17 protein-coding genes are annotated in these 19,527 nt (G+C 70.9%); 4 read left to right on the top strand and 13 right to left on the bottom strand.

The genetic code is table 11. The features are described from left to right. Positions 1-220: 220 nt before the first annotated feature. The gene (locus ACZ61C_RS45295) at positions 221-946 is read left to right on the top strand and encodes a peptidylprolyl isomerase (protein WP_465314166.1); all 726 of its coding nucleotides are present in this window, start codon (positions 221-223) and stop codon (positions 944-946) included. A gap of 546 nt (positions 947-1,492) precedes the next feature. On the opposite strand, the gene pdxR is transcribed toward ACZ61C_RS45295, so the two are convergent. Continuing rightward, on the bottom strand, positions 1,493-2,875 hold the full coding sequence (pdxR, locus tag ACZ61C_RS45290; protein WP_465314165.1) for a MocR-like pyridoxine biosynthesis transcription factor PdxR: 1,383 nt from the start codon (positions 2,873-2,875) through the stop codon (positions 1,493-1,495). A 46-nt stretch (positions 2,876-2,921) separates the two neighbouring features. Here pdxR and ACZ61C_RS45285 point away from each other — a divergent pair, with 46 nt between their 5' ends. Further along, entirely contained in the window at positions 2,922-3,383 is a 462-nt protein-coding gene (locus ACZ61C_RS45285) for a carboxymuconolactone decarboxylase family protein (protein ID WP_465314164.1), read from the top strand. Further along, positions 3,380-4,114: an isocitrate lyase/PEP mutase family protein gene (locus tag ACZ61C_RS45280; RefSeq protein WP_465314163.1), complete on the top strand. Its 735-nt coding sequence runs from the start codon at positions 3,380-3,382 to the stop codon at positions 4,112-4,114. The genes ACZ61C_RS45285 and ACZ61C_RS45280 overlap by 4 nt, the downstream gene beginning before the upstream one ends. Before the next feature lie 63 nt (positions 4,115-4,177). Here the strand turns inward: ACZ61C_RS45280 and ACZ61C_RS45275 are convergent, their stop codons facing one another. The 12 genes from ACZ61C_RS45275 to ACZ61C_RS45220 form a co-directional block, all read right to left on the bottom strand. Then, positions 4,178-5,785 carry a solute symporter family protein gene (locus ACZ61C_RS45275; RefSeq protein WP_465314162.1) on the bottom strand — a complete coding sequence of 536 codons (1,608 nt, stop codon included), beginning with the start codon at positions 5,783-5,785 and terminating at the stop codon, positions 4,178-4,180. Continuing rightward, complete coding sequence (locus ACZ61C_RS45270) at positions 5,782-6,132, bottom strand: DUF485 domain-containing protein (protein ID WP_465314161.1); 351 nt, start codon at positions 6,130-6,132, stop codon at positions 5,782-5,784. The genes ACZ61C_RS45275 and ACZ61C_RS45270 overlap by 4 nt, the downstream gene beginning before the upstream one ends. Positions 6,133-6,202: 70 nt before the next feature. Beyond that, the gene (locus tag ACZ61C_RS45265) at positions 6,203-7,927 is read right to left on the bottom strand and encodes a sodium/solute symporter (protein WP_465314160.1); all 1,725 of its coding nucleotides are present in this window, start codon (positions 7,925-7,927) and stop codon (positions 6,203-6,205) included. After that, positions 7,927-8,277 carry a hypothetical protein gene (locus ACZ61C_RS45260; protein ID WP_465314159.1) on the bottom strand — a complete coding sequence of 117 codons (351 nt, stop codon included), beginning with the start codon at positions 8,275-8,277 and terminating at the stop codon, positions 7,927-7,929. Before ACZ61C_RS45260 ends, ACZ61C_RS45265 begins: the two co-directional genes overlap by 1 nt. A 55-nt stretch (positions 8,278-8,332) precedes the next feature. Further along, positions 8,333-9,088 (bottom strand): LytR/AlgR family response regulator transcription factor, encoded by a 756-nt coding sequence (locus tag ACZ61C_RS45255; protein WP_465314158.1) that lies wholly within the window; start codon positions 9,086-9,088, stop codon positions 8,333-8,335. Then, a complete protein-coding gene (locus ACZ61C_RS45250) occupies positions 9,085-10,137 on the bottom strand; it encodes a sensor histidine kinase (RefSeq protein WP_465314157.1) in 1,053 nt (350 codons plus the stop codon). Before ACZ61C_RS45250 ends, ACZ61C_RS45255 begins: the two co-directional genes overlap by 4 nt. Positions 10,138-10,176: 39 nt before the next feature. Further along, positions 10,177-10,800, bottom strand: a complete 624-nt coding sequence (locus tag ACZ61C_RS45245) for a hypothetical protein (RefSeq protein WP_465314156.1) — start codon at positions 10,798-10,800, stop codon at positions 10,177-10,179. Positions 10,801-11,005: 205 nt separating this feature from the next. After that, complete coding sequence (locus ACZ61C_RS45240; RefSeq protein WP_465314155.1) at positions 11,006-12,004, bottom strand: ABC transporter substrate-binding protein; 999 nt, start codon at positions 12,002-12,004, stop codon at positions 11,006-11,008. A 28-nt stretch (positions 12,005-12,032) separates the two neighbouring features. Continuing rightward, positions 12,033-13,076, bottom strand: coding sequence for an ABC transporter permease (locus ACZ61C_RS45235; protein WP_465314154.1), 1,044 nt, complete (start codon positions 13,074-13,076; stop codon positions 12,033-12,035). Next, on the bottom strand, positions 13,073-13,837 hold the full coding sequence (locus ACZ61C_RS45230) for an ATP-binding cassette domain-containing protein (protein WP_465314153.1): 765 nt from the start codon (positions 13,835-13,837) through the stop codon (positions 13,073-13,075). Before ACZ61C_RS45230 ends, ACZ61C_RS45235 begins: the two co-directional genes overlap by 4 nt. Continuing rightward, a complete protein-coding gene (locus tag ACZ61C_RS45225; RefSeq protein WP_465314152.1) occupies positions 13,834-14,871 on the bottom strand; it encodes a class I mannose-6-phosphate isomerase in 1,038 nt (345 codons plus the stop codon). Before ACZ61C_RS45225 ends, ACZ61C_RS45230 begins: the two co-directional genes overlap by 4 nt. Further along, positions 14,868-15,851, bottom strand: a complete 984-nt coding sequence (locus ACZ61C_RS45220) for a LacI family DNA-binding transcriptional regulator (protein ID WP_465314214.1) — start codon at positions 15,849-15,851, stop codon at positions 14,868-14,870. The genes ACZ61C_RS45225 and ACZ61C_RS45220 overlap by 4 nt, the downstream gene beginning before the upstream one ends. A 307-nt stretch (positions 15,852-16,158) precedes the next feature. On the opposite strand from ACZ61C_RS45220, the gene ACZ61C_RS45215 reads away from it, so the two are divergent. Then, complete coding sequence (locus ACZ61C_RS45215; RefSeq protein WP_465314151.1) at positions 16,159-19,389, top strand: GH92 family glycosyl hydrolase; 3,231 nt, start codon at positions 16,159-16,161, stop codon at positions 19,387-19,389. Positions 19,390-19,527: the final 138 nt, after the last annotated feature.

Here is a 19,527-nt window from a genome sequence, read left to right as displayed (position 1 = left end):
CGGGTCTTCGGCGGAAATCCATGACCTTCTCCCTTCGGGGTGCGACGGGTTCGCCGCGTGATCACCATCGTGCTGAGGGGGTCCGACAATTTCGGGGTTGCGGCGGTGAGGTTCACCCGACCGCGTGACATGGGCGACTTTCGCCGGTTCTTGTTGTCGGTGCCGGGCCCTAGACTGCGGGGCGCTCCGGAACCGGGCGATCACTGGGAGGGCGTGCAGGATGAAGAAGACACTCGTCACCGCGCTGGCGGCGGGCGCGTTGTTCGTGGCCGGCAACGGCGTGGCCACCGCGGCCGACGCCCCACCGCCGAAGACGACGCACGGGCCCTGCCAGTACACCGAGACCCCGGACGAACCGGCGTCGCGGCCGGTGCCGCTGCCGCCCGACCCGCGGCACACCCCGAGCCACGGCAAGGTCGACGTCGCGGTCCCGACCAGCCAGGGCGCGCTGCCACTGCGCCTCGACCGCGCGAAGGCGCCGTGCACGGTGCAGAGTTTTCTCCACCTGGCGAACCACCGGTTCTACGACCACACGGTGTGCCACCGCCTGACGTCGTACCCGACGTTGAAGGTCCTGCAGTGCGGCGACCCGACGGCAACCGGCGAGGGCGGCCCGGGGTACAAGTACAAGGACGAGCTGCCGGTCGACCTCCCCCCGGCCCCGACCGACCCGACGGGCGCGCGCAAGGTGTACGCGCGCGGTCTGCTGGCGATGGCGAACGCCGGACCGGCGACGAACGGATCGCAGTTCTTCGTGGTGTACGGCGATTCCGCGCTGCGCCCGGACTACACGGTGTTCGGCACGGTCGGCGCCGCGGGTCTGCGCACGTTGGACAAGGTGGCCGCGGGCGGGATCGTGCCGACCGCGGAGGACCCTGCTCCGGTTGACGGGACTCCAGTGCGGCGGACTGAACTGTTGCGGGTTCGGCCGGACTGCTGGTTCTGACACCGCTCGCGGGCCACTCCTGATGGGGTGGCCCGCGGGTTCGGTGTGATCGGGCGGGATTCGTGCGTGCTTGGAGAGGTATCACGCGTGATTGAGCGGGCATCTCGTGTGATTGAAGGGGCATCACGGGTGATTGGGCGGTCGACTCGCGTGATTGAGGAGTCGACACGCGTGATTGGAAGGTCGACTCGCGCGCATGGAATGTCGGCTCGCGTGCCTGAGGGTCGGTTCTTGGACCCAGGCGGACGACTCGCGTGCCTGGGGGACGGCACGCGTACCTGGGTGGGACGACACGCGTCTTTTGGGCCGGGACTCGCGTGTCTGAACGCGGAACTCGCGTGGTTAGGACCGGAACTCGCGTGATTGGGGCCGGGACTCGCGTGATTGAAGGCGGAGCTCGCGTCGCTGGTACTTGCGTTGTGGGGCGGGATTCGCGTGGTTGGGGGCGGGACTTGCGTGGTTGGGGCGGGACTTGCGTGGTTGGGGGCGGGACTCGCGGTGGTGAGGGCCGGAGTGCGGGAGGGGAAAAGGAGGGGAGGTGAGGGGTTAGGTGGTTATTTCCCGGAGGGCCTCTATCAGCGTTTGGGTTGCGCCGGCGAAGGCGTGCTTCGGCGTAGCCGCGTAGCCCACGATTAGGCCGCCTGGGCGGTGCGGGTCCATCCAGTAGTCCGTCAGGCCCTCGATGCCGATCGCGCGGCGGCGGCAGGCCGCCAGGGCCGTTGCCTCCGAGGGGCCGTCCGGGGGCAGGACCAGCAGCAGGTGCAGGCCGGCCGCGATGCCCTGGGGGCGGACCGTGTCCGGGAGGGCCGACAGCAGCCTGGCGCGGCGGGCGCGGTACTCGGCTCGGCTGCGGCGGATGTGCTGGTCGTACGCACCAGAGCCGATCAGCTCGGCCAGCGCCAGCTGGCTCAGCACCGCCGGGCGTGAGCCGCTGTCGGCCATCGCCGCGCGGACCGGCTCCACCAGCGACCGCGGCAGCACCAGCCACGCCAGCCGCAGGGCCGGGGCCAGCGTCTTGCTGGCCGTTCCCGCGTAAATGACCCGTTCCGGCGCCAGCGCCTGCAGCGCCCCGACCTGCTGGTGGTCGAAGCGGAACTCGCCGTCGTAGTCGTCCTCCAGCACGTACGCGCCCGAATCGCCGGCCCAGCGCGCCAGCGCCGCCCGGCGGGGTGGGGCCAGGGTGACGCCCGTCGGGTACTGGTGCGCCGCCGTCACGACCACCGCCGGACTGTCCAAAGCGGACACGTCGATCCCGTGCTCGTCGACGTCCACCCCGACGATCCGCTGGCCCTGGGCCGCCGCGATCGAACGGTAGAACCGCAGCGAAGGGTTCTCGAACGCCATTTCGCCGACGCCCAGACCGTGCAACGCCCGGCCGAGGACCGCGACGGCGTGCGAGAACCCGTGGCACACCACGATCCGCGCCGGGTCGGCGACCACCCCGCGCGCCCGGGCGAGGTAGCCGGCGAGCGCGTCACGCAGCTCCGGCGCGCCCAGTTCCGACTCGTAGCCGAACGCCGCCGCCGGGGTGCGCAGCAGGGCGCGCCGCGTCGCGGTGATCCACGCCTGGCGGGGAAACGCCGTCAGGTCCGGACGGCCCGGGCGCAGGTCCCAGCGCGGCGCCGGTTCGCGGGGCGCCGGCCGCGGCGCGGACTGCGGGAGGGAACCCGCGGTCGCCACCCGCGTCGGCGCGCCCTGGGCGGTGCGCAGGTACCCCTCGGCGGCCAGGTCGGCGTACACGCGGGTGACCGTGCCGCGGGCGACGCCCAGGTCATGGGCCAGGGAACGCGTCGAAGGCACCGCCGCGTCCGGCTGCCACCGGCCCTCGCGGATGGCCGCGCGGATCGCCGCCGCCAGGCCGCTCCGGCCGGTCGAGGGCTGCCAGTCGAGGTGGACGTCGAGCCCGGAACTGGACCACGATTCCGTCATGTGACTGGACCATACCTGTGGACCAGTTCGGGCTAGCGTGGATGCCATGACGAAGCGAATCGGACTCGGGCGCGCGCCCGGGATCTACCAGGCGATGGCGAACCTGCAGGCCGAGGTGAACAAGGCCGCGGAGAACGCGGGCGTCGACCCGAAGCTGCTCGAACTGGTGAAGATGCGGGCCTCCCAGCTCAACGGCTGCGCGTACTGCCTCGACATGCACAGCCGCGACGCCCTCGAAATGGGCGAGTCGGCCCGCCGGCTGTTCGTGCTCGACGGCTGGCGCGAGACCGACCTGTTCACTGAAGAGGAAGAGGCCGCCCTCGTCCTCACCGAGGCGATGACCAGGCTGTCGGCGACCCAGAGCGTGCCGGACGAGGTCTACGAGCAGGCCACGAAGGTGCTCACCGAGGACCAGTACCGCGCGGTCGCGTGGGAGGTCATCGCGATCAACAGCTGGAACCGCATGGCCGTGACCAGCCACAGCCCGCTCCCGAAGCGGGACGCGTGAGCGCCGCCGCGCTCAAGGCGCTGCACGTCCCGGGCCGGCCGCTGGTGTTGCCGAATGCGTGGGACGCCGACACCGCGAAGCTCGTCGAGGCCGCCGGCTTCCCGGCCGTGGCGACCAGCTCGGTCGCCGTGGCCGCCGCGCTCGGGTTCCCCGACGGTGAGCAGGCGCCCGCCGACGAGATGTTCGCGGCCGCCGCGCGGATCGCCCACGCGGTGGGCGTCCCGGTGACCGTCGACGCCGAGGCGGGTTACGGCCTGTCCGGCGCCGACCTGGCGGCCCGGCTGCTGGAGGCCGGCGCCGTCGGCTGCAACTTCGAGGACACCGACCACACCACCGGGGACGTGCGGCCGGTCGCCGAGCAGGCGGACCGGATCGCGGCCCTGCGCGAGGCGGCGGGGGACGCCTTGGTGGTCAACGCCCGCGTCGACTCCTTCCGCGGGGTCGACGCCAAGGAAGCGCTGGCCGGCGGCGTCGAGCGGGCGAAGGCCTACCTCGACGCGGGCGCCGACTGCGTCTACCCGATCCACCTGGGCGCGCCCGACCTGCTCGCGGAGTTCGTCCAGGGGGTCGGCGGCGCGGTCAACGTGGCCGCGCGGCCCGGGACCAGCCTCGCCGGGCTCGCCGAGCTGGGCGTCGCGCGGATCTCGCTGGGCGGCGGGCTGTGGCAGTACGCGCGCAAGCAGTTCGAAGCCACGCTCTCGGGGATCGCCGAAGGCAAGCTGCCGTACTGACCAGGAGATGGCCGAAGGCCGCCGCGAGGGTGACCCGCGACGGCCTTCGGTGTCTCTGTGTCGCTAGTGCGCGACGGCCTTCTCGGCGCCCGCGCCGGTGAGGGAGCGGACCTCCATCTCGGCGTACTTCTTCTCGTTGTGCTCCTTGGACAGGACCGTGCCCAGCCAGCCCAGGATGAACGCGGCCGGGATCGAGACGATGCCGGGGTTGCTCAGCGGGAACCAGGCGAAGTCCGCGGTCTTGATCATCGAGGTGCTCTTGCCGGACACCGCCGGCGAGAAGACGATCAACACGACCGTGATGGCCAGGCCGCCGTAGATCGACCACAGCGCGCCCTGGGTGTTGAACCGCTTCCAGAACAGCGAGTAGAGGATCGTCGGCAGGTTCGCCGACGCCGCCACCGCGAACGCGAGCGCCACGAGGAACGCGACGTTCTGCCCGTTGGCCAGGATGCCGCCGCCGATGGCGAGCGCGCCGATCACCACCGCCGTGATCCGGGCGACCTTGACCTCCGCGTCCGGCGACGTCTTGCCCCGCTTGACGACGTTCGCGTAGACGTCGTGCGCGAACGACGCCGACGCCGTGATCGTCAGGCCGGCGACCACCGCGAGGATCGTGGCGAACGCGACCGCGGAGATCAGGCCCAGCAGCACCGGCCCGCCCAGTTCGAGCGCGAGCAGCGGCGCGGCGGAGTTGACCCCACCGGGTGCCTTCTTGATCGTGTCCGGCCCGACCAGCGCACCGGCGCCGTAGCCCAGCACCAGCGTGAACAGGTAGAACACGCCGATCAGCACGATCGCCCAGACCACCGAGCGACGCGCGTCGCGAGCGGTCGGCACGGTGTAGAAGCGCATCAGGACGTGCGGCAGGCCCGCGGTGCCGAGCACCAGGGCGATGCCGAGGGAGAAGAAGTCCAGTTTGGACGTTCCGGTGGCGCCGTACTGCTTGCCCGGGCCGAGCAGCGTCTCGCCGGCCTTGCCCGCCTTGTCGACGGCGGCCTGCAGCAGGCTGGAGAAGTTGAAGTTGTACTTGCCGAGCACCCACAGGGTGATCACGAGCGCGCCGACGATCAGCAGCGCGGCCTTGATGATCTGCACCCAGGTGGTGCCCTTCATACCGCCGATCAGCACGTAGGCGATCATGATCACGCCGACCACGGCGATCACGACGGCCTGCGCGCCACCGCCTTCGACACCGAGCAGCAGCGCCACCAGGCCACCCGCGCCCGCCATCTGAGCGAGCAGGTAGAAGAACGACACGGCCAGCGTCGACGTCGCGGCCGCGGCCCGCACCGGGCGCTGCTTCATGCGGAACGCCAGCACGTCGCCCATCGTGAACTTGCCGGTGTTGCGCAGCAGTTCCGCGACCAGCAGCAGCGCGACGAGCCACGCGACCAGGAAGCCGATGGAGTAGAGGAAGCCGTCGTAACCGTTGATGGCGATCGCGCCCGCGATGCCGAGGAACGACGCCGCCGACAGGTAGTCACCCGAGATGGCGATGCCGTTCTGGGGACCGGTGAAGGCGCGGCCGGCGGCGTAGTAGTCCGACGCCGTCTTCGTGTTGCGGCTGGCCCGGAACACGATCACCAGCGTGATGACCACGAACGCGGCGAAGATCAGGATGTTGAGGAGCGGGCTGCTGCCTTCCACCCCCGCGGCGAGAGTTTTCATGCCTGCTCCTTCTCGATGTCCTCACGGATCTTCTCCGCGACCGGGTCGAGCTTCCGGTTGGCGTACCGGACGTAGAGGCCGGTGATGACGAACGTCGAGACGAACTGCAGCAGGCCGAAGATCAGGCCGATGTTGATGTTGCCGAAGACCTTCGTGCTCATGAAGCCGTGCGCGTAGTCGGCGAGGAGCACGTACAGCAGGTACCAGACCAGGAACAGCGCCGTCATCGGGAAGACGAACCGGCGCAGGCGGCTGCGCAGCTCACGGAATTCGGTGCTTTCGTGGGCGCGTTCCCAGATGGTCTCTGACGTGTCCGGGGGCCCGCCGCCGGTGTCCGTCGTGCTCATCGCTGCTCCCTGCGACGTTGCGGAAAGTGACGTGCGACACCGTAGGGACGTGTGAGTCTCGCGTGAAGATTCAGCGGCTCAACAGCCGGGCCAGACGACGAACGGTTGACGAACGGTCGCGCGGTCTCGTCGAACGGGGTTCGTCGAGATGCAGCCGCAACATCGCCGCCGTCGACCACGCGGGCGGCCGGCCCCGCAGGGAGACCAGCGCCATTACGCCGAACGCCAGCGGCACCGACCAGGGTGCCGGTTGCTGCACCAAGATCGCCACCCAGCCGCGCAGCGGCGGCCCGGCGAGCGCGAACAAGATCGAGCCGGACGACGCGACGAGCCCCGCCAGCACCCCGGCGATCCCGCCGGCCGCGGTCAGCCGCGGCCACCAGATGCCGAGCACGAGCAGCGGGCAGAACGTCGACGCGGCCACGGTGAAGCCCCACGTGACGAGCACCCCGGCGTCGAGCTCGGCCGAGCGCAGCGCCAGCAGCACCATGACCCCGGCGACGCCGAACACCGCGATCCGCAGCCGCCGCAGCCCGCCGGGGACGAGGTCGTGCGCGATCGCGCCGGACATCACCAGCAGCAGGCCGAGCGACGTCGCCAGGAACGCGGCGAACGCGCCCGCGGTGAGCAACGCCGTGAAGAGGCCGCCGGCCCAGCCACTGTCCACTTGGTACGGCAGCGCGACGACCACGGTGTCGGTCGCGCCGGAGAGGTACAGCCCGGGCACGAGCACCCGGCCGAGCACGCCGTAGACGCCGGGGAAGAGGTAGAAGATCCCCAGCAGGGCCACGGTGATCGCGGCCGTGCGGCGGGCGGCGCGGCCGTCCGGGCTGGTGTGGAAGCGCATGAGGACGTGCGGCAGGCCCATCGTGCCGAGCATGGTCGCGATCAGCACCGCCCACGTCCCGAGCAGCGGGTACCCCTGGTCGCCGAGGTCGAGCAGCGGGCGCTGCCAGTCGTGCCCGCCCAGCGGCGCGCCGCCGCGGACCGCCGGGACGGCCGCGCCCGCGCCGAACACGACTTCGTCCTGGCTGTGCGCGGTGAACTCGCCTGGCGGCAGGGTTTCCGCGACGCCGTTGCGGCGGACGGTGGTCGGCTCGCGGATCTCCATGGTGACGTCGACTTCGAACTTCACCGGCGTCTCGCGGGCGAAGTGGGTGAACTCGACGGGGTTGAGGGCGTCGGTGCGGTTGACCGCGCCGGCCTGCAGCACGAGCCAGATCGCGGGGATCAGGAAGAGCAGGAGCTTCAGCACGAACTGGAACGCCTGCACGTAGGTCGCCGCGCGCATCCCGCCGAGCGCGAGGGTGATGCTGACCGCGGCGCCGGCCAGCACGACACCGACCCAGTACGGCGTGCCGCCGACCGCGGTGAGCACGAGCCCGGCGGTGCGGAACTGCGGGACGACGTAGATGGTGCCGATCACCAGGACGACCACCGCGGCCAGGCGGCGCAGCGCGGGGGAGTTGAGGCGGGCTTCGGCGAAGTCGGGGACGGTCAGCGCGCCGGAGCGCCGCATCGGGGCGGCGACGAGGACGAGCATCGCGATGTACCCGGCGGTGAAGCCGACCGGGTACCAGAGCGCGCCGATGCCGTCTTTGACCACGAGCCCGGCGACCCCGAGGAAGGAGGCGGCGGAAAGGTATTCGCCGGAGACGGCGGCGGAGTTGACGAGCGGCGAGATCCGGCGCGAGGCGACGAGGAAGTCCGACGTCGTGCGCATGGCGGCGACCCCGCGGACGCCGATGAGCAGCGTCACGAGCACGACCGGCGCGACCGCGAGTGCGACGCCCACTAGTCGTCGTCCTCGAGGCGCTCGGCTCGGCGCAGCTGCCAGCGGGCGAGGAGGGCCATCGCGGGGTAGGGCAGGACGGCGATCATCAGCCAGGAGACGGGGATTCCCAGCAGCCGCAGGGTGTCCAGGCCGGGGAAGATCGCGAAGACGCCGGGCAGGCCGAGGAGGAGGGCGAACATGAGGACGAGCGCGGGAATGCCCCGGCGGCGTTGCGCGCGGTAGAGGGTGGTGGCGCGCTGGGTGTCGCCGACGGGGAGGCGCGGTTGGCGCCAGCGGTGCCGGGAACGGCGCCGGGCGTGGGCGAGCCGGGTCTGCGGGCTCGTGACGGCGACCCGGCGGATCTTGCTCATCGTGAGCCCGGCCAAGGGCGGCCCGCGCTCGGCCGGGAGCAGGCGGACCGGCGGCTCATCGGGCGCCCGGCCCGAGCTGCCCGCGCTGAGCCGCCTCCAGCAACCGGTCCCGCAGGTCCCGCGCGTGACGGCGGCTCACCGGAACATCTCCCGCTTCGGTGTGCGCCAGCAGGCCGCCCGCGCTGTCGCTCCGCAGCTCCAGCACCGCCGCGACCGCCAGCAAGAACCCGCGGTGCACCCGGCTGAACCCCGTGCCCTCCCAGTACTCCTCGAGCCGCGAGATCGGCATCCGGACCAGATGGACGCCACCCCGCGTGTGCAGCCGGACGTAGTCGCCGTGGGCCTCCACGAACAGCACGTCGTCGCGGCGGACGTACCGCGTGCGCCCGCCGGACTCCACCGGGAGCGCGGCCATCGCGTCCGGCGTGGACCGCGACGACGGCGTCGCGTTGCGCGTGACCTTCGCCAGCGCCGCCGACAGCCGTTCCGCGCGGACCGGCTTGAGCAGGTAGTCGACCGCGCCGATGCCGTACGCCGTCACCGCGTGGCCGTCGTGGGCCGTGACGAACACGATCACCGGCGGCTCGCTCAGCTTCGCCAGCAAGCCCGCCAGCTCGAGCCCGTCGAGGCCCGGCATCGAGATGTCGAGGAACACCGCGTCGAACCTGTCCGCCTGAAGCAGCCTCAACGCCTTCAGCGCGTCACTCGCGCCGACGACTTCGCCGACTTCGGGCGCTTCGCGCAGCATCGTGCACAGCTCGTCCAACGCCGGCGGCAGGTCGTCGACGGCCAGTACCCGAAGCGACGTCACGGCAGCACCCCCGGCTGGAACCGCGGCACCCGCACGACCACCCGGGTGCCCGCGCCGACCTCGGTCTCCACGGTCAGGCCGTACCAGGCGCCGTAGACGTCCCGCAGTCGTCTGTCCACATTGGCCAGACCGAGCCCGGCCGGGTCGTCGTCGCCGGTGCGGCCGGCGAGGATGTCCGCCGCGCGCTTCGGGTCCATGCCGACGCCGTCGTCTTCGACGAAGATCACGCAGTCGTTCCCTTCCGCCTGGCCGTGCACCTGGACGAACCCGGTGCCCGAGCGCGGTTCGATGCCGTGCCGGATCGCGTTCTCCACCAACGGCTCCAGCACCAGGTACGGCACCGCGACGGCGAGGATCTCCGGCGCCACCCGCACCTGGACGCGCAGCCGCTCGCCGAGCACCGCGCGCTGCAGCGCCAGGTACGTCTCGATCGCGCGGAACTCCTCGGCGACCACGGTGTACTCGCCGTGCCGCGCGAGGCTGTAACGCGTGTAGTCGGCGAAGTCGAGCATCAGGTCGCGGGCGCGGTCGGGGTCCGAACGCACCAGCGACGCGATGACCGTGAGCGCGTTGTAGACGAAGTGCGGGGACATCTCCGCCCGCAGCGCCCGCAGTTCGGCCTGTGCGGCCTGCTCCGCGGACGCCTCGAGCCGGCCGCGCTCCAGCGCCTGGACGACCAGGTCCGCGGCCTGCCCCGCCACGGAGTCGCGGACGTCGCCGACGACCAGGATCGCCCCGGCCAGCTCGTCGTGGACGTGCAGCGGCAGCACCAGGACGTCCTGCGCGGAGCCGGGTTCCTCGCTGTGCAGCACGCCGTCGAGCACCGTCGCGACGACCGCGTCCGGCCCCGGCCGCCCCGACCACAGCAGCGAGCCGGACAGGTCGGTGAGGCCCAGCCCCGGGAAGCCGAACAGCCGGCGCAGGCCGTGCGCGGCGCGGCGGGCGCGAGTGCCGGACAGGCCGTCGCGCAGGTCGTCGGTGACCCGGCGCGCGGCGGCGAGCACCGGCAGCGGGTCGGCGCGCGACGCCGGGCGCAGGTGCACGGTCATCGGGCCTCCCCTCGGCGACGGTGTCCAGGGGAGTAGATCCTACGGGGCGAGCGCCCGGCCGGGTGGCGTCGATCCGGCCAGCACGGTCGCGTCGGCCGGGAACGGCCAATGCGGCAGTGAGAGCCAGCCTGTCGTGCGAGTCTCCTTGACCGCCACTGGCACCGGCCGGTACGTCGTCGGGTCGAGCCCTTCGTTGTGCCGGACGACTTCGTCGAAGAACCACGCTGACGTGATCAGCGCCAGCACTCCGCGCGTCGCGCGGAGCGCCTCCTTCAGCGGAGCGGCTTCGAGGAGCCGGAAGGTGTGGTTGATCGACGGCGCCGTGACACCGTGGTCGTCGTAGGCGACTTCACCGGCGTGCAACGCCATCCGCAGCCGGATTCGGGCGCCGGCGCCGTGGGTCCGGTTGTGCCGGTGCAGAGCCACGGCGAGCGCGTTCGGCAGGAACTCCACGAAGGGTCCCTTCGGGATCTCCGCCGGGGCCAGGAGGAGAACGCCGTCTCCCGAGGTTTCCCGCCGGCAGTCCGCCCAGGGGACGCCGGCGTCGTCGAAGGCCCGGCAGAGCGCGCGGTTCAGCCCCTCGCGCAAGGCCACGCGGTCCGGTGTCGTCCGCTGCTGGTCGCCGTACCCCTCGACGTCGACGGCGCAAATGGTGTGGTGCACGGCTGGTCGCCCATACCTCATCTCACCCTCCCTGAGTGATGCATGTGCCGATGCATGTGCATATCAGTGTGGCGGAGAACGCCGGCCAAGGGAATGGGCCATGCGGTGAGTGGTTCTCCCACCGCGATGACCGGTAGTGGTGAACCCCCTGGTCAGAGCCCTGTGCGGGGGAGTGAACACCCCGCACAGGGCTCTGACGGACGAGTCAGCAGCTCTGCTTGTAGAAGTACTGCGAGTTGGCGTCCATATCGGCCTTGGTGATCGAGTGCAGCTGCGCGGTGAGGTTCCGCGTGGTCGGCTTGCCCTCGATCGCGGCCACCGCCTGCTGGACGCCCTGGGTGCCGATCGAGGCCGGGTCCTGGGCGATCAGGGCCTGGTACTGGCCGCTCTTGAGGCCTTCGACCTCCGACGGGCTGGCGTCGAACCCGATCAGGTTCACCGCGCCGACCTTGCCCGCGTTGCGCAGGCCGGTCGCCGCGCCCTCGCCGGTGTTGAGGTTCGTCGCGAAGACGCCGATGAGGTCCGGGGTGGACGACAGGGCCGCCGTCACCTTGGACGCCGCCTGGTCCGGCTCGTTCTGGGTGAACTGGACGCCGACCGACTTCAGGTTCGGGGTGTTCTTCAGCTCGTCCTCGAAGCCCTTCGCGCGCGCCGCCGTCGTCGACGTCCCGGCGATCGTGTCGAGCACGAGCACCGAGCCGCTCTTGCCGTTCGCGAGCTTGGCCATCGTCTGGGCCGCGAGCTTGCCGCCCTCGGCGTTGTCGGAGGAGACCGACGACGCCGCGACGCCGGTGTCCTTCAGCGACGTGTCGACCTCGACGATCTTCGCGCCGCGGTTCTTGACCTGCTGGATCGGCGCGAGCATCGCGGTGTCGTCGGTCGGGGCGATGAGCAGCGCGGCCGGCGGGTTGGAGCCGAGGGCGTTGACGAGCTGGGTCTGCATCGCCGCGTCGAACTTCTGCGGCGCCTGCGTGGTCAGCTCGTAACCGAGCTTCTTGGCTTCGGCCTGCGCGCCGCACTGCAGCGAGATGTAGAACGGCTCGGCCTGCACACCCGGGATGAGCGCCAGCTTCTTCGAGCCGGCCGAGTTGGCCTGGCTGTCGCCGGACCCGCTCTGCCCGACCGTGCCGGACCCGCACGCGGTGAGCAGCGCCGCGGCGGAGACCACGGCACCCATGGCGGTGAGAGTCTTGGTCAGCTTCATAAGCACCTCTTTGTACTCGTGGGGAACCTCAGCGGGAGTTGCGACGGCGGCGGCGCCGCTGGTCGAACCAGACGGCCGCGATGAGCACCGCGCCGACGGCGATCATCTGCCAGAAGTCCTGGACGTGGGTGATGTTGAAACCCTTCTTCAGCACCGCCGGGATGAACACGCCGATCACCGTGCCCAGCACCGAGCCGACGCCGCCGAAGAGGCTCGTCCCGCCCATCACGACCGCGGCGATGGCGTTGAGGTTGTCGGTGGTGTGCGCCGAGATCGTGGTCGACGCGTAGTACGCCAGCGAGAGGAACCCGGCGATCCCGGCCAGGAAACCCGTCAGCGTGTACACCTTCAGCAGGTGCGCGGTGACGCCGATGCCCGCGCGCCGCGCGCCTTCGGCGTTGGAGCCGACGGCGAAGGTGTACCGGCCGAACTTCGTGGTGTGGAGCAGCCACGCGCCGATCAGGGTGATGACGACGGCGACGATGACCAGGTTCGGCACCGCGCCGAACGAGGTGCCGTACCCGAGGGTCTGGTTGAGCACGACCGGGATGCTGCGCACGTCCGACCCGTTGTTGAGCAGGTAGGCCGCGCCGAGCGCCGCCCCCATCGTGCCGAGGGTGACGATCAGCGGCGGGATCCCCGCCACCGCGATGAGGAAGCCGTTGACCAGGCCCCACACCGTTCCGGCGACGACCGCGGCGACCAGGCCGACCGTGATCACACCCCAGCCGGCGTTCGACGCGTTGCCGCCGGACATCGCCTCCATCACCTTGCCGGCGACCATGCCGGCGAAGATCAGCACCGAGCCGACGGACAGGTCGATGCCGGAGGTGATGATCACGAACGTCATGCCGACCGAGAGCACCAGCAGCACCGACGTCTCGATGAGCAGCGTCTGGAAGGTGAACAGGGTGGCGAACTCGGTGGGCGCGATGCCGGTGAAGACGATGATCAGCGCCAGCAGCACCAGCGCGATCCAGAACGTGTTGGCGCCGACCAGCCGCTTGCCCAGCGGCCGCTTGCCGAAGCCGGCTTCCGGCGTTTCCTGGATGTCCTTGGTGGGTGCGCTCACGCGGCCTCCTCTTGCACGAGCGCCCCGGTCATCGCGGCGACGAGGTCTTCGAGCTTCGTGTCCGACCCGGTGAACCGGGCGACGCGCTTGCCGAGCCGCAGCACCTCGACGCGGTCGGCGACCGAGAGCACCTCGGGCATGTTGTGGCTGATCAGCACGACGGCGATGCCCTTGTCGCGCACCTTCTTGATGACGTCGAGCACGCGCTCGCGCTGCACGACGCCCAGCGCCGCGGTCGGCTCGTCCATGAACACGACCTTCGACGCCCACACGACCGAACGCGCGACCGCGACGCTCTGCCGCTGCCCACCCGAAAGCGAGCCGATCGGGACGTCGGTGCTCTGCAGCGTCACGCCGAGGCGCTGGAACTCCTCGACGGCCTGGCGCCGCATCTCCGCCTTGTCGAGCATGCCGAGCTTGCCGAGGATGCCCTTGCGGTGGATCTCGCGGCCGAGGAACAGGTTCGCGGCCGGGTCGAGCTCGGGGGCGACGGCGAGGTCCTGGTAGACGGTCTCGATGCCCAGGCGCCGCGCCGTCGTCGGCGAGTCGAAGTGGGCGTCGGCGCCGTCCAGCAGGATCTTGCCCGACGTCGGCTGCTCCGCGCCGGAGAGGCACTTGACCAAAGTGGACTTGCCGGCGCCGTTGTCGCCGATCAGCGCCGTCACCTCACCCGCGCGGGCCTGGAACGAGGCGCCGCGCAGGGCTTCGACCGACCCGTACCGCTTGACCAGGTCGACCGCTTCCAGCAGGACTTCGCTCATCCCCGCCTCCCTTCCGGCGCCGGCGGCCGGCAGCGGATCACCGTCGCGGTCCCGGCGAGCTCGGTCTGGCCGGCGTCGAACGGCACGACGTAGGTGTCGCCCTTCGCCAGCGCGTGGTCACGGCCGTGTTCGGTGCGCAGGACACCCTCGCCGTCGAGGACGACCAGCACCGCGAACGACGGGTCGAGTGACAACGTTGTCGTCTTGTCCGTGCGCAGCTGGTCGGCTCGGAAGAACCGCTCCGATCCGCCGGCCAGCAGGTCCACTGTGGACGCGCTGTCGCCCGCGGTGCGCTTGATGATGGTCTCCAGGCGACCGTCGTCCCAGCCCGAAGTGTCGAGTGCCTCGATGGCGGTGTCGAAGCCGATCCCGAGGTGGCCCTTCTCCGGCGACGCGAGGAAGTCACGCCACTCGATGGTGAGGGAGAAGTCGGTCGGCTGCTGCAGCTCGACGACGAAGACGCCCTCGCCGATCGCGTGCGGCAGACCCGCCGGGATGTAGACCGTGTCCCCCGCGGTCACCGGGACGCTGTTCAGCGCGCCCAGCATCGACGGCACGTCCTGCTCCCGCGTCCATTCGGAGACCGTCGCCTTCGACAGCGTCTCCTTGAAGCCGGGGTAGACGCGCGGGTCGTCGCCGTAGGTGCCGACCACGATCCACGCCTCGGTCTTGCCGAAGTGCGAGTCGAAGTGCTGCTTCGCGAAGGCGTCGTCCGGGTGGAAGTGCACGGGCAGCCGCTGGCCCGCGTCGAGCAGCTTGACCAGCAGGCCGGTCGACGTCCCGAGCGCCTCGACGTGCTTGGCGCCGAGCCAGGCGTTCGGGTTCGCGAGCACGGCGTCGCGCAGCCAGGCGCCGTCCGGGAGCCGGGTCAGGCCGTTGGTCTCCTGGCCGAACATGGTGCTCACCGACGCGACCCAGTCCTCCGGGCCGAACTTCTTTTCGGAAGAGGCGCCGCGCAGCGCCGCGATGGCGTCGCCCCCGCGGTAGAACTGCGGCGGCTGGTTGGCCGGGAGGCGGATCGGTTCGAGGGTCACGGGGCGACCTCACCGGAACCACGGGCGACGAGATGCACGGGCAGGACTACCTTTCTGGGCGGGGACTGATCTCCTTGGACGCGCGCGAAGAGCAGCTCGGCCGCGGCGTGGCCGAGCGCGCTCACGTCGTGCGCGACGACGGTGACCGGCGGGTCGAGCAGGTCGGCCAGCTCGAAGTCGTCGAAGCCGACCATCGCCGGGCGCTGCTCGGCGTGGGCGAGCGCGCGCAGCACGTGCACGGCGACCCGGTTGTTGCCGGCGATCACCGCGGTGGCCGCGTCCGGGCCGTGCATCAGCCGCTTCACCGCGTCGCCGATGTAGTCCGGCGTCGGGGTGCGCATGGAGACCAGGGACTCGTCGTAGGAGATCCCGTTGCGCACGCAGCCCTCGCGGAAGCCGCGCAGGCGCTCGGCGGCGGTGAAGATGTCCGGGCTGTCCCCGAGGAAGGCGATCCGCCGGTGGCCGTGTTTCGCCAGGTGGGTGACGGCTTCGATGGTGCCGCCGAGGTTGTCCACCAGCACGGTGTCGGCCACGATGTCGCCGGCCGGGCGGTCGATGAACACCACCGGCGTGCCCGCGCGCATCTCCGGCACCAGGTAGCCGTGCTGCAGCCCGGCCGGGACGACGAGGATGCCGTCCACCCGCCGCGCGCAGAACTCCAGCACGAGCTCGCGCTCGCGGTCGGAGTTCTCCTCGGACGAGCCGGTGAGCACCTGCCGGCCGAACGACGTCGCGATCCGCTCGACCGCGCGGTTCAGCTCGGAGTAGAAGGGGTTGCCGACGTCCTCGACGATCAGCCCGATGGTCCCGGTGGTCGACCCGCGACGCAGGTTCCGCGCGCCGAGGTTGCGCCGGAACCCCAGCTGCTCGATGGCCGCCATGACCCGCTCGGCGGTGTCCGGGTGCACCGCCGGTTCGTCGTTGACCACGCGCGAGACGGTCTTGATCGACACGCCCGCCAGCCGCGCCACATCGCTCATCGTGGCCCGGCGGCTCGCGGTGCGCGTGCTGCCGTCCCGGTCCCGGCCGGGTGGAGACAACGTTGTCATAGTGCACGGGATTGAACGCCACCGCCCGGTGAGTTGTCAACGGTTCGTGCGTGGATTGTGCCGATTCGGCTACCGACGTCGTACGGCAGACGGCTGATCACGCTGTCCCGAAGTGGACAGGTCTTGACGGGACACTTGACTGTCCGGTGAGCCGCTGCCCAAGGTGACCCGGTTCGACCGACTGCGCGACAAGGTTGTCATTGCACCGTTTCGGGTCGCGCTGATGAGGTGAGAGGCGATGGCGATGGCGCGAGCGCGCTTCAGAGCCGGTTTAACCTTCCTGACACTGGCGGTGACGGCAGCGGTGGCTCCCGCTGTCCCCGCCGCGGCGGCCCCGGCGACGGACTTCGCGAAGTGGGTCAACCCCTTCGTGGGCACCCGTCCGGGTGGTGCCGACCACGGCACCGGGGGCGGCGCCGGCAACACGTTCCCGGGCGCGGTCGCGCCGTTCGGCATGGTCCAGTGGAGCCCGGACACCGTGAAGTCCCAGCCCGGCGGGTACTTCTACGACGACAACGCCCTGACCGGGTTCAGCCTGACGCACCTTTCGGGCGCGGGCTGTTCGACCTATCAGGACATTCCGTTCATCCCGTACGTCGGTGAGGTTTCGACCTCCCCGGCGACCGACCCCGGGCACTACACGTCGAAGTTCTCGCATGCCAACGAACACGCGACCGCGGGCGCCTACGACGTCACCCTCGACAGCGGCGCGAAGGTCGAGCTGGCCGCGACCCAGCGCACCGGCTCCGCGCGGCTGACCTACCCGGCCGGCGCGTCCTCGACGCTGCTGGTCAACACGTCCGGCTCGGTCAACGGCACCGACGACGCGTCGATCACCATCGGCAAGGACACGATCAGCGGCTGGGCCACCAGTGGTCGCTTCTGCGGCGCGCAGAACAGCTACCGCGTCTACTTCTCGGCCAAGTTCGACACGCCGTTCGAGTCGATCGGCACCTGGAAGAACGGCGCCGTGACGCCGGGCAAGTCCGCCGAAACCGGTGGCGCCAAGGCGAAGGTCGCGCAGCCCAACGGCGTCAACGCCTCGATCGCGCGCCCGGCCAAGGCCAAGCAGCAGGACACCACCGTGTCCGGCCCGGGCAGCGGCGGGTACGTCACCTTCGCGAACCTCAACGGCGCGCAGGTGAACGTCCAGGTCGGACTGTCCTTTGTGTCCGTCGACGGCGCGAAGGCCAACCTCAAGGCCGAGAACACCAAGAAGTCGTTCGACACCGTGGCCGCGTCGGCGCGCAAGGCGTGGAACGACCAGCTCGGCAAGATCGCCGTCACCGGCGGCTCGGACGCCGACCTGACGACGTTCTACACGTCGCTGTACCACTCGCTGATCCAGCCGAACGTCTTCTCCGACGTGGACGGTCAGTACCCCGGCTTCGACGGGCGGATCCACAAGGCCGACAAGGGCCACGCGATGTACACGAACTTCTCCGGCTGGGACATCTACCGCTCGGAAGCCCCGCTCCTGGCGACGATCGACCCGAAGGAGACGTCGGACATCGTCCGGTCGATGATGGCCTACGCCGAGCAGGGCGGTTCGTGGGACCGCTGGACGGTGGCCAACGACTACACCGGCGTCATGAACGGCGACCCGTACCACATCATCGTTTCGAGTGCGTACGCGTTCGGCGCGCGTGACTTCGACGCCCAGAAGGCGTTGCTGCTCATGATCAAGGGCGCCACCCAGCCGACGCAGGGTTACACCGAGCGGCCGGGCCTCGAGGACTACCAGAAGCTCGGGTACGTGCCGGGCGCCGGCGCGGACACGCTCGAGTACACCAGCGCCGACTTCTCCATCGCCGAGTTCGCGAAGCGGCTCGGTGACAGCGCGACGTACACGACGTTCATGAAGCGCGCGCAGAACTGGCAGAACCTCTACAACCCGGGCACCGGCCACCTGCAGCCGCGCAACGCGGACGGCTCGTTCGCCGGCACCTACGACCCCGCCAGCTCGCAGGGCTGGGTCGAGGGCAACGGCGCGCAGTACGAGTGGATGGTGCCCTACGACCTCGCCGGCGTCGTGACGGCGTTCGGCGGGCCGGCCGCGACGCAGTCGCGGTTGGACACCTTCTTCACCCAGCTGAACGCCGGCACGCAGGAGCCGTACGCCTTCATGGGCAACGAGCCGAACTCCAACGCGCCGTACGTCTACTCCTACGCGGGCGCCCCGGCCAAGACCCAGGCGATCGTGCACCGCTCGATGGACGAGCTGTACAACCCGCGTCCCGAAGGCCTGATCGGCAACGACGACCTCGGCCAGATGTCGGCCTGGTACGTCTGGTCCGCGCTCGGCGTCTACCCGGAGATCCCGGGGCGCGCCGAGACACTGCTCGTCACCCCGCGTTTCGAGCACGCCGTGCTCACCACCGGCGCGGGCAAGAAGATCACGATCAACGCGCCGGGCACCGGTGACTACGTCGGCAGCCTGAAGGTCAACGGCGGCGCGGCTTCGAAGGCGTGGCTGCCGGAGGCGCTGATCTCCAGCGGCGGCACGCTCGACTACACCCGCTCCGCCACGGCCACCACGTGGGGCAGCGCGGCGGCCGACGCGCCGCCGTCGTTCCGCGAGCAGGAAAAGCCGAGCCTGTCCTTTGTGGACCCGGCCCGCGCGGTGACGCCCGCGGGGTCGACGTCCAAGGCGTCGGTCGGTGTCCAGGACCTCTCCGGCACCGCCCGGACCTGGACCTACACCGCGGGCAGTGTCGACGGGGTCACGTTGACCCCGGCGTCGGGCAGCATCGCCGTCCCGGCGGGCGGCAAGGCGCGCGCCGACGTGACGGTGACCGTCCCGGCCGGGCTGGCCGACGGCGCCCGCCGCATCCCGGTGACGTTCTCGGCGCCGGGCGTGGCTTCGACGCAGGCGGTGCTCACGGTGCTGGTCGCGCAGCCGAACAGCTGGCTGGCCACGGTCGACAACGCGGGCATCTCGCCGGACTCCGACTCGTCGGCGGCCAACTTCGACGGCGGCGGCTGGAGCTACTCGGCGAACGCGCTGGCCGCGGCCGGCGCCACCCCGGGTGGCACGGTGACCAGTGACGGCATCAAGTTCACCTGGCCGTCGTTCCCGGCCGGCGACCCGGACAACGCGGTCGCCAACGGCCAGACGGTGAACGTGAGCGGTTCGGGACGGCTGGCGCTGCTCGGCTCGGCGTCCAACGGCACCGCGTCCGGCACGCTGACGGTGACCTACACCGACGGCACCAAGTCGACGGCCACCATCGGGTTCTCCGACTGGACCCTCGGTGGTGGCGGCGCGCAGCCGTCGTTCGGCAACCGGATCGTGCTGTCCACGCCGTACCGCAACGCCGCGGGCAGCGACCCGCAGCAGATCCGCACGATGGTGTTCGGCACCAACCCGATCACCCTCGACGCGGGCAAGACCGTGGCGAGCGTGACGCTGCCGGACAACGTCAGCGGCGGCGCGCTCCACGTGTTCGCGATCGGCATCGGCGCATGAAAAGCGCCATCCTGGCGGGCTTTCTCACGCTGACCGCGGGGGGGACGGGGGGGGCCCCCGCGGGGGGGGGGGGGGGGGGGGGGGGGCGGGGGAGAGACGCCAAAATTATCTGGGCGTGAGGGGAAGGGAGAACGGTTC

The sequence above is a fragment of the Amycolatopsis sp. NPDC104587 genome (assembly GCF_055583645.1).
This window is presented reverse-complemented; position numbering and strand designations above follow the sequence as displayed.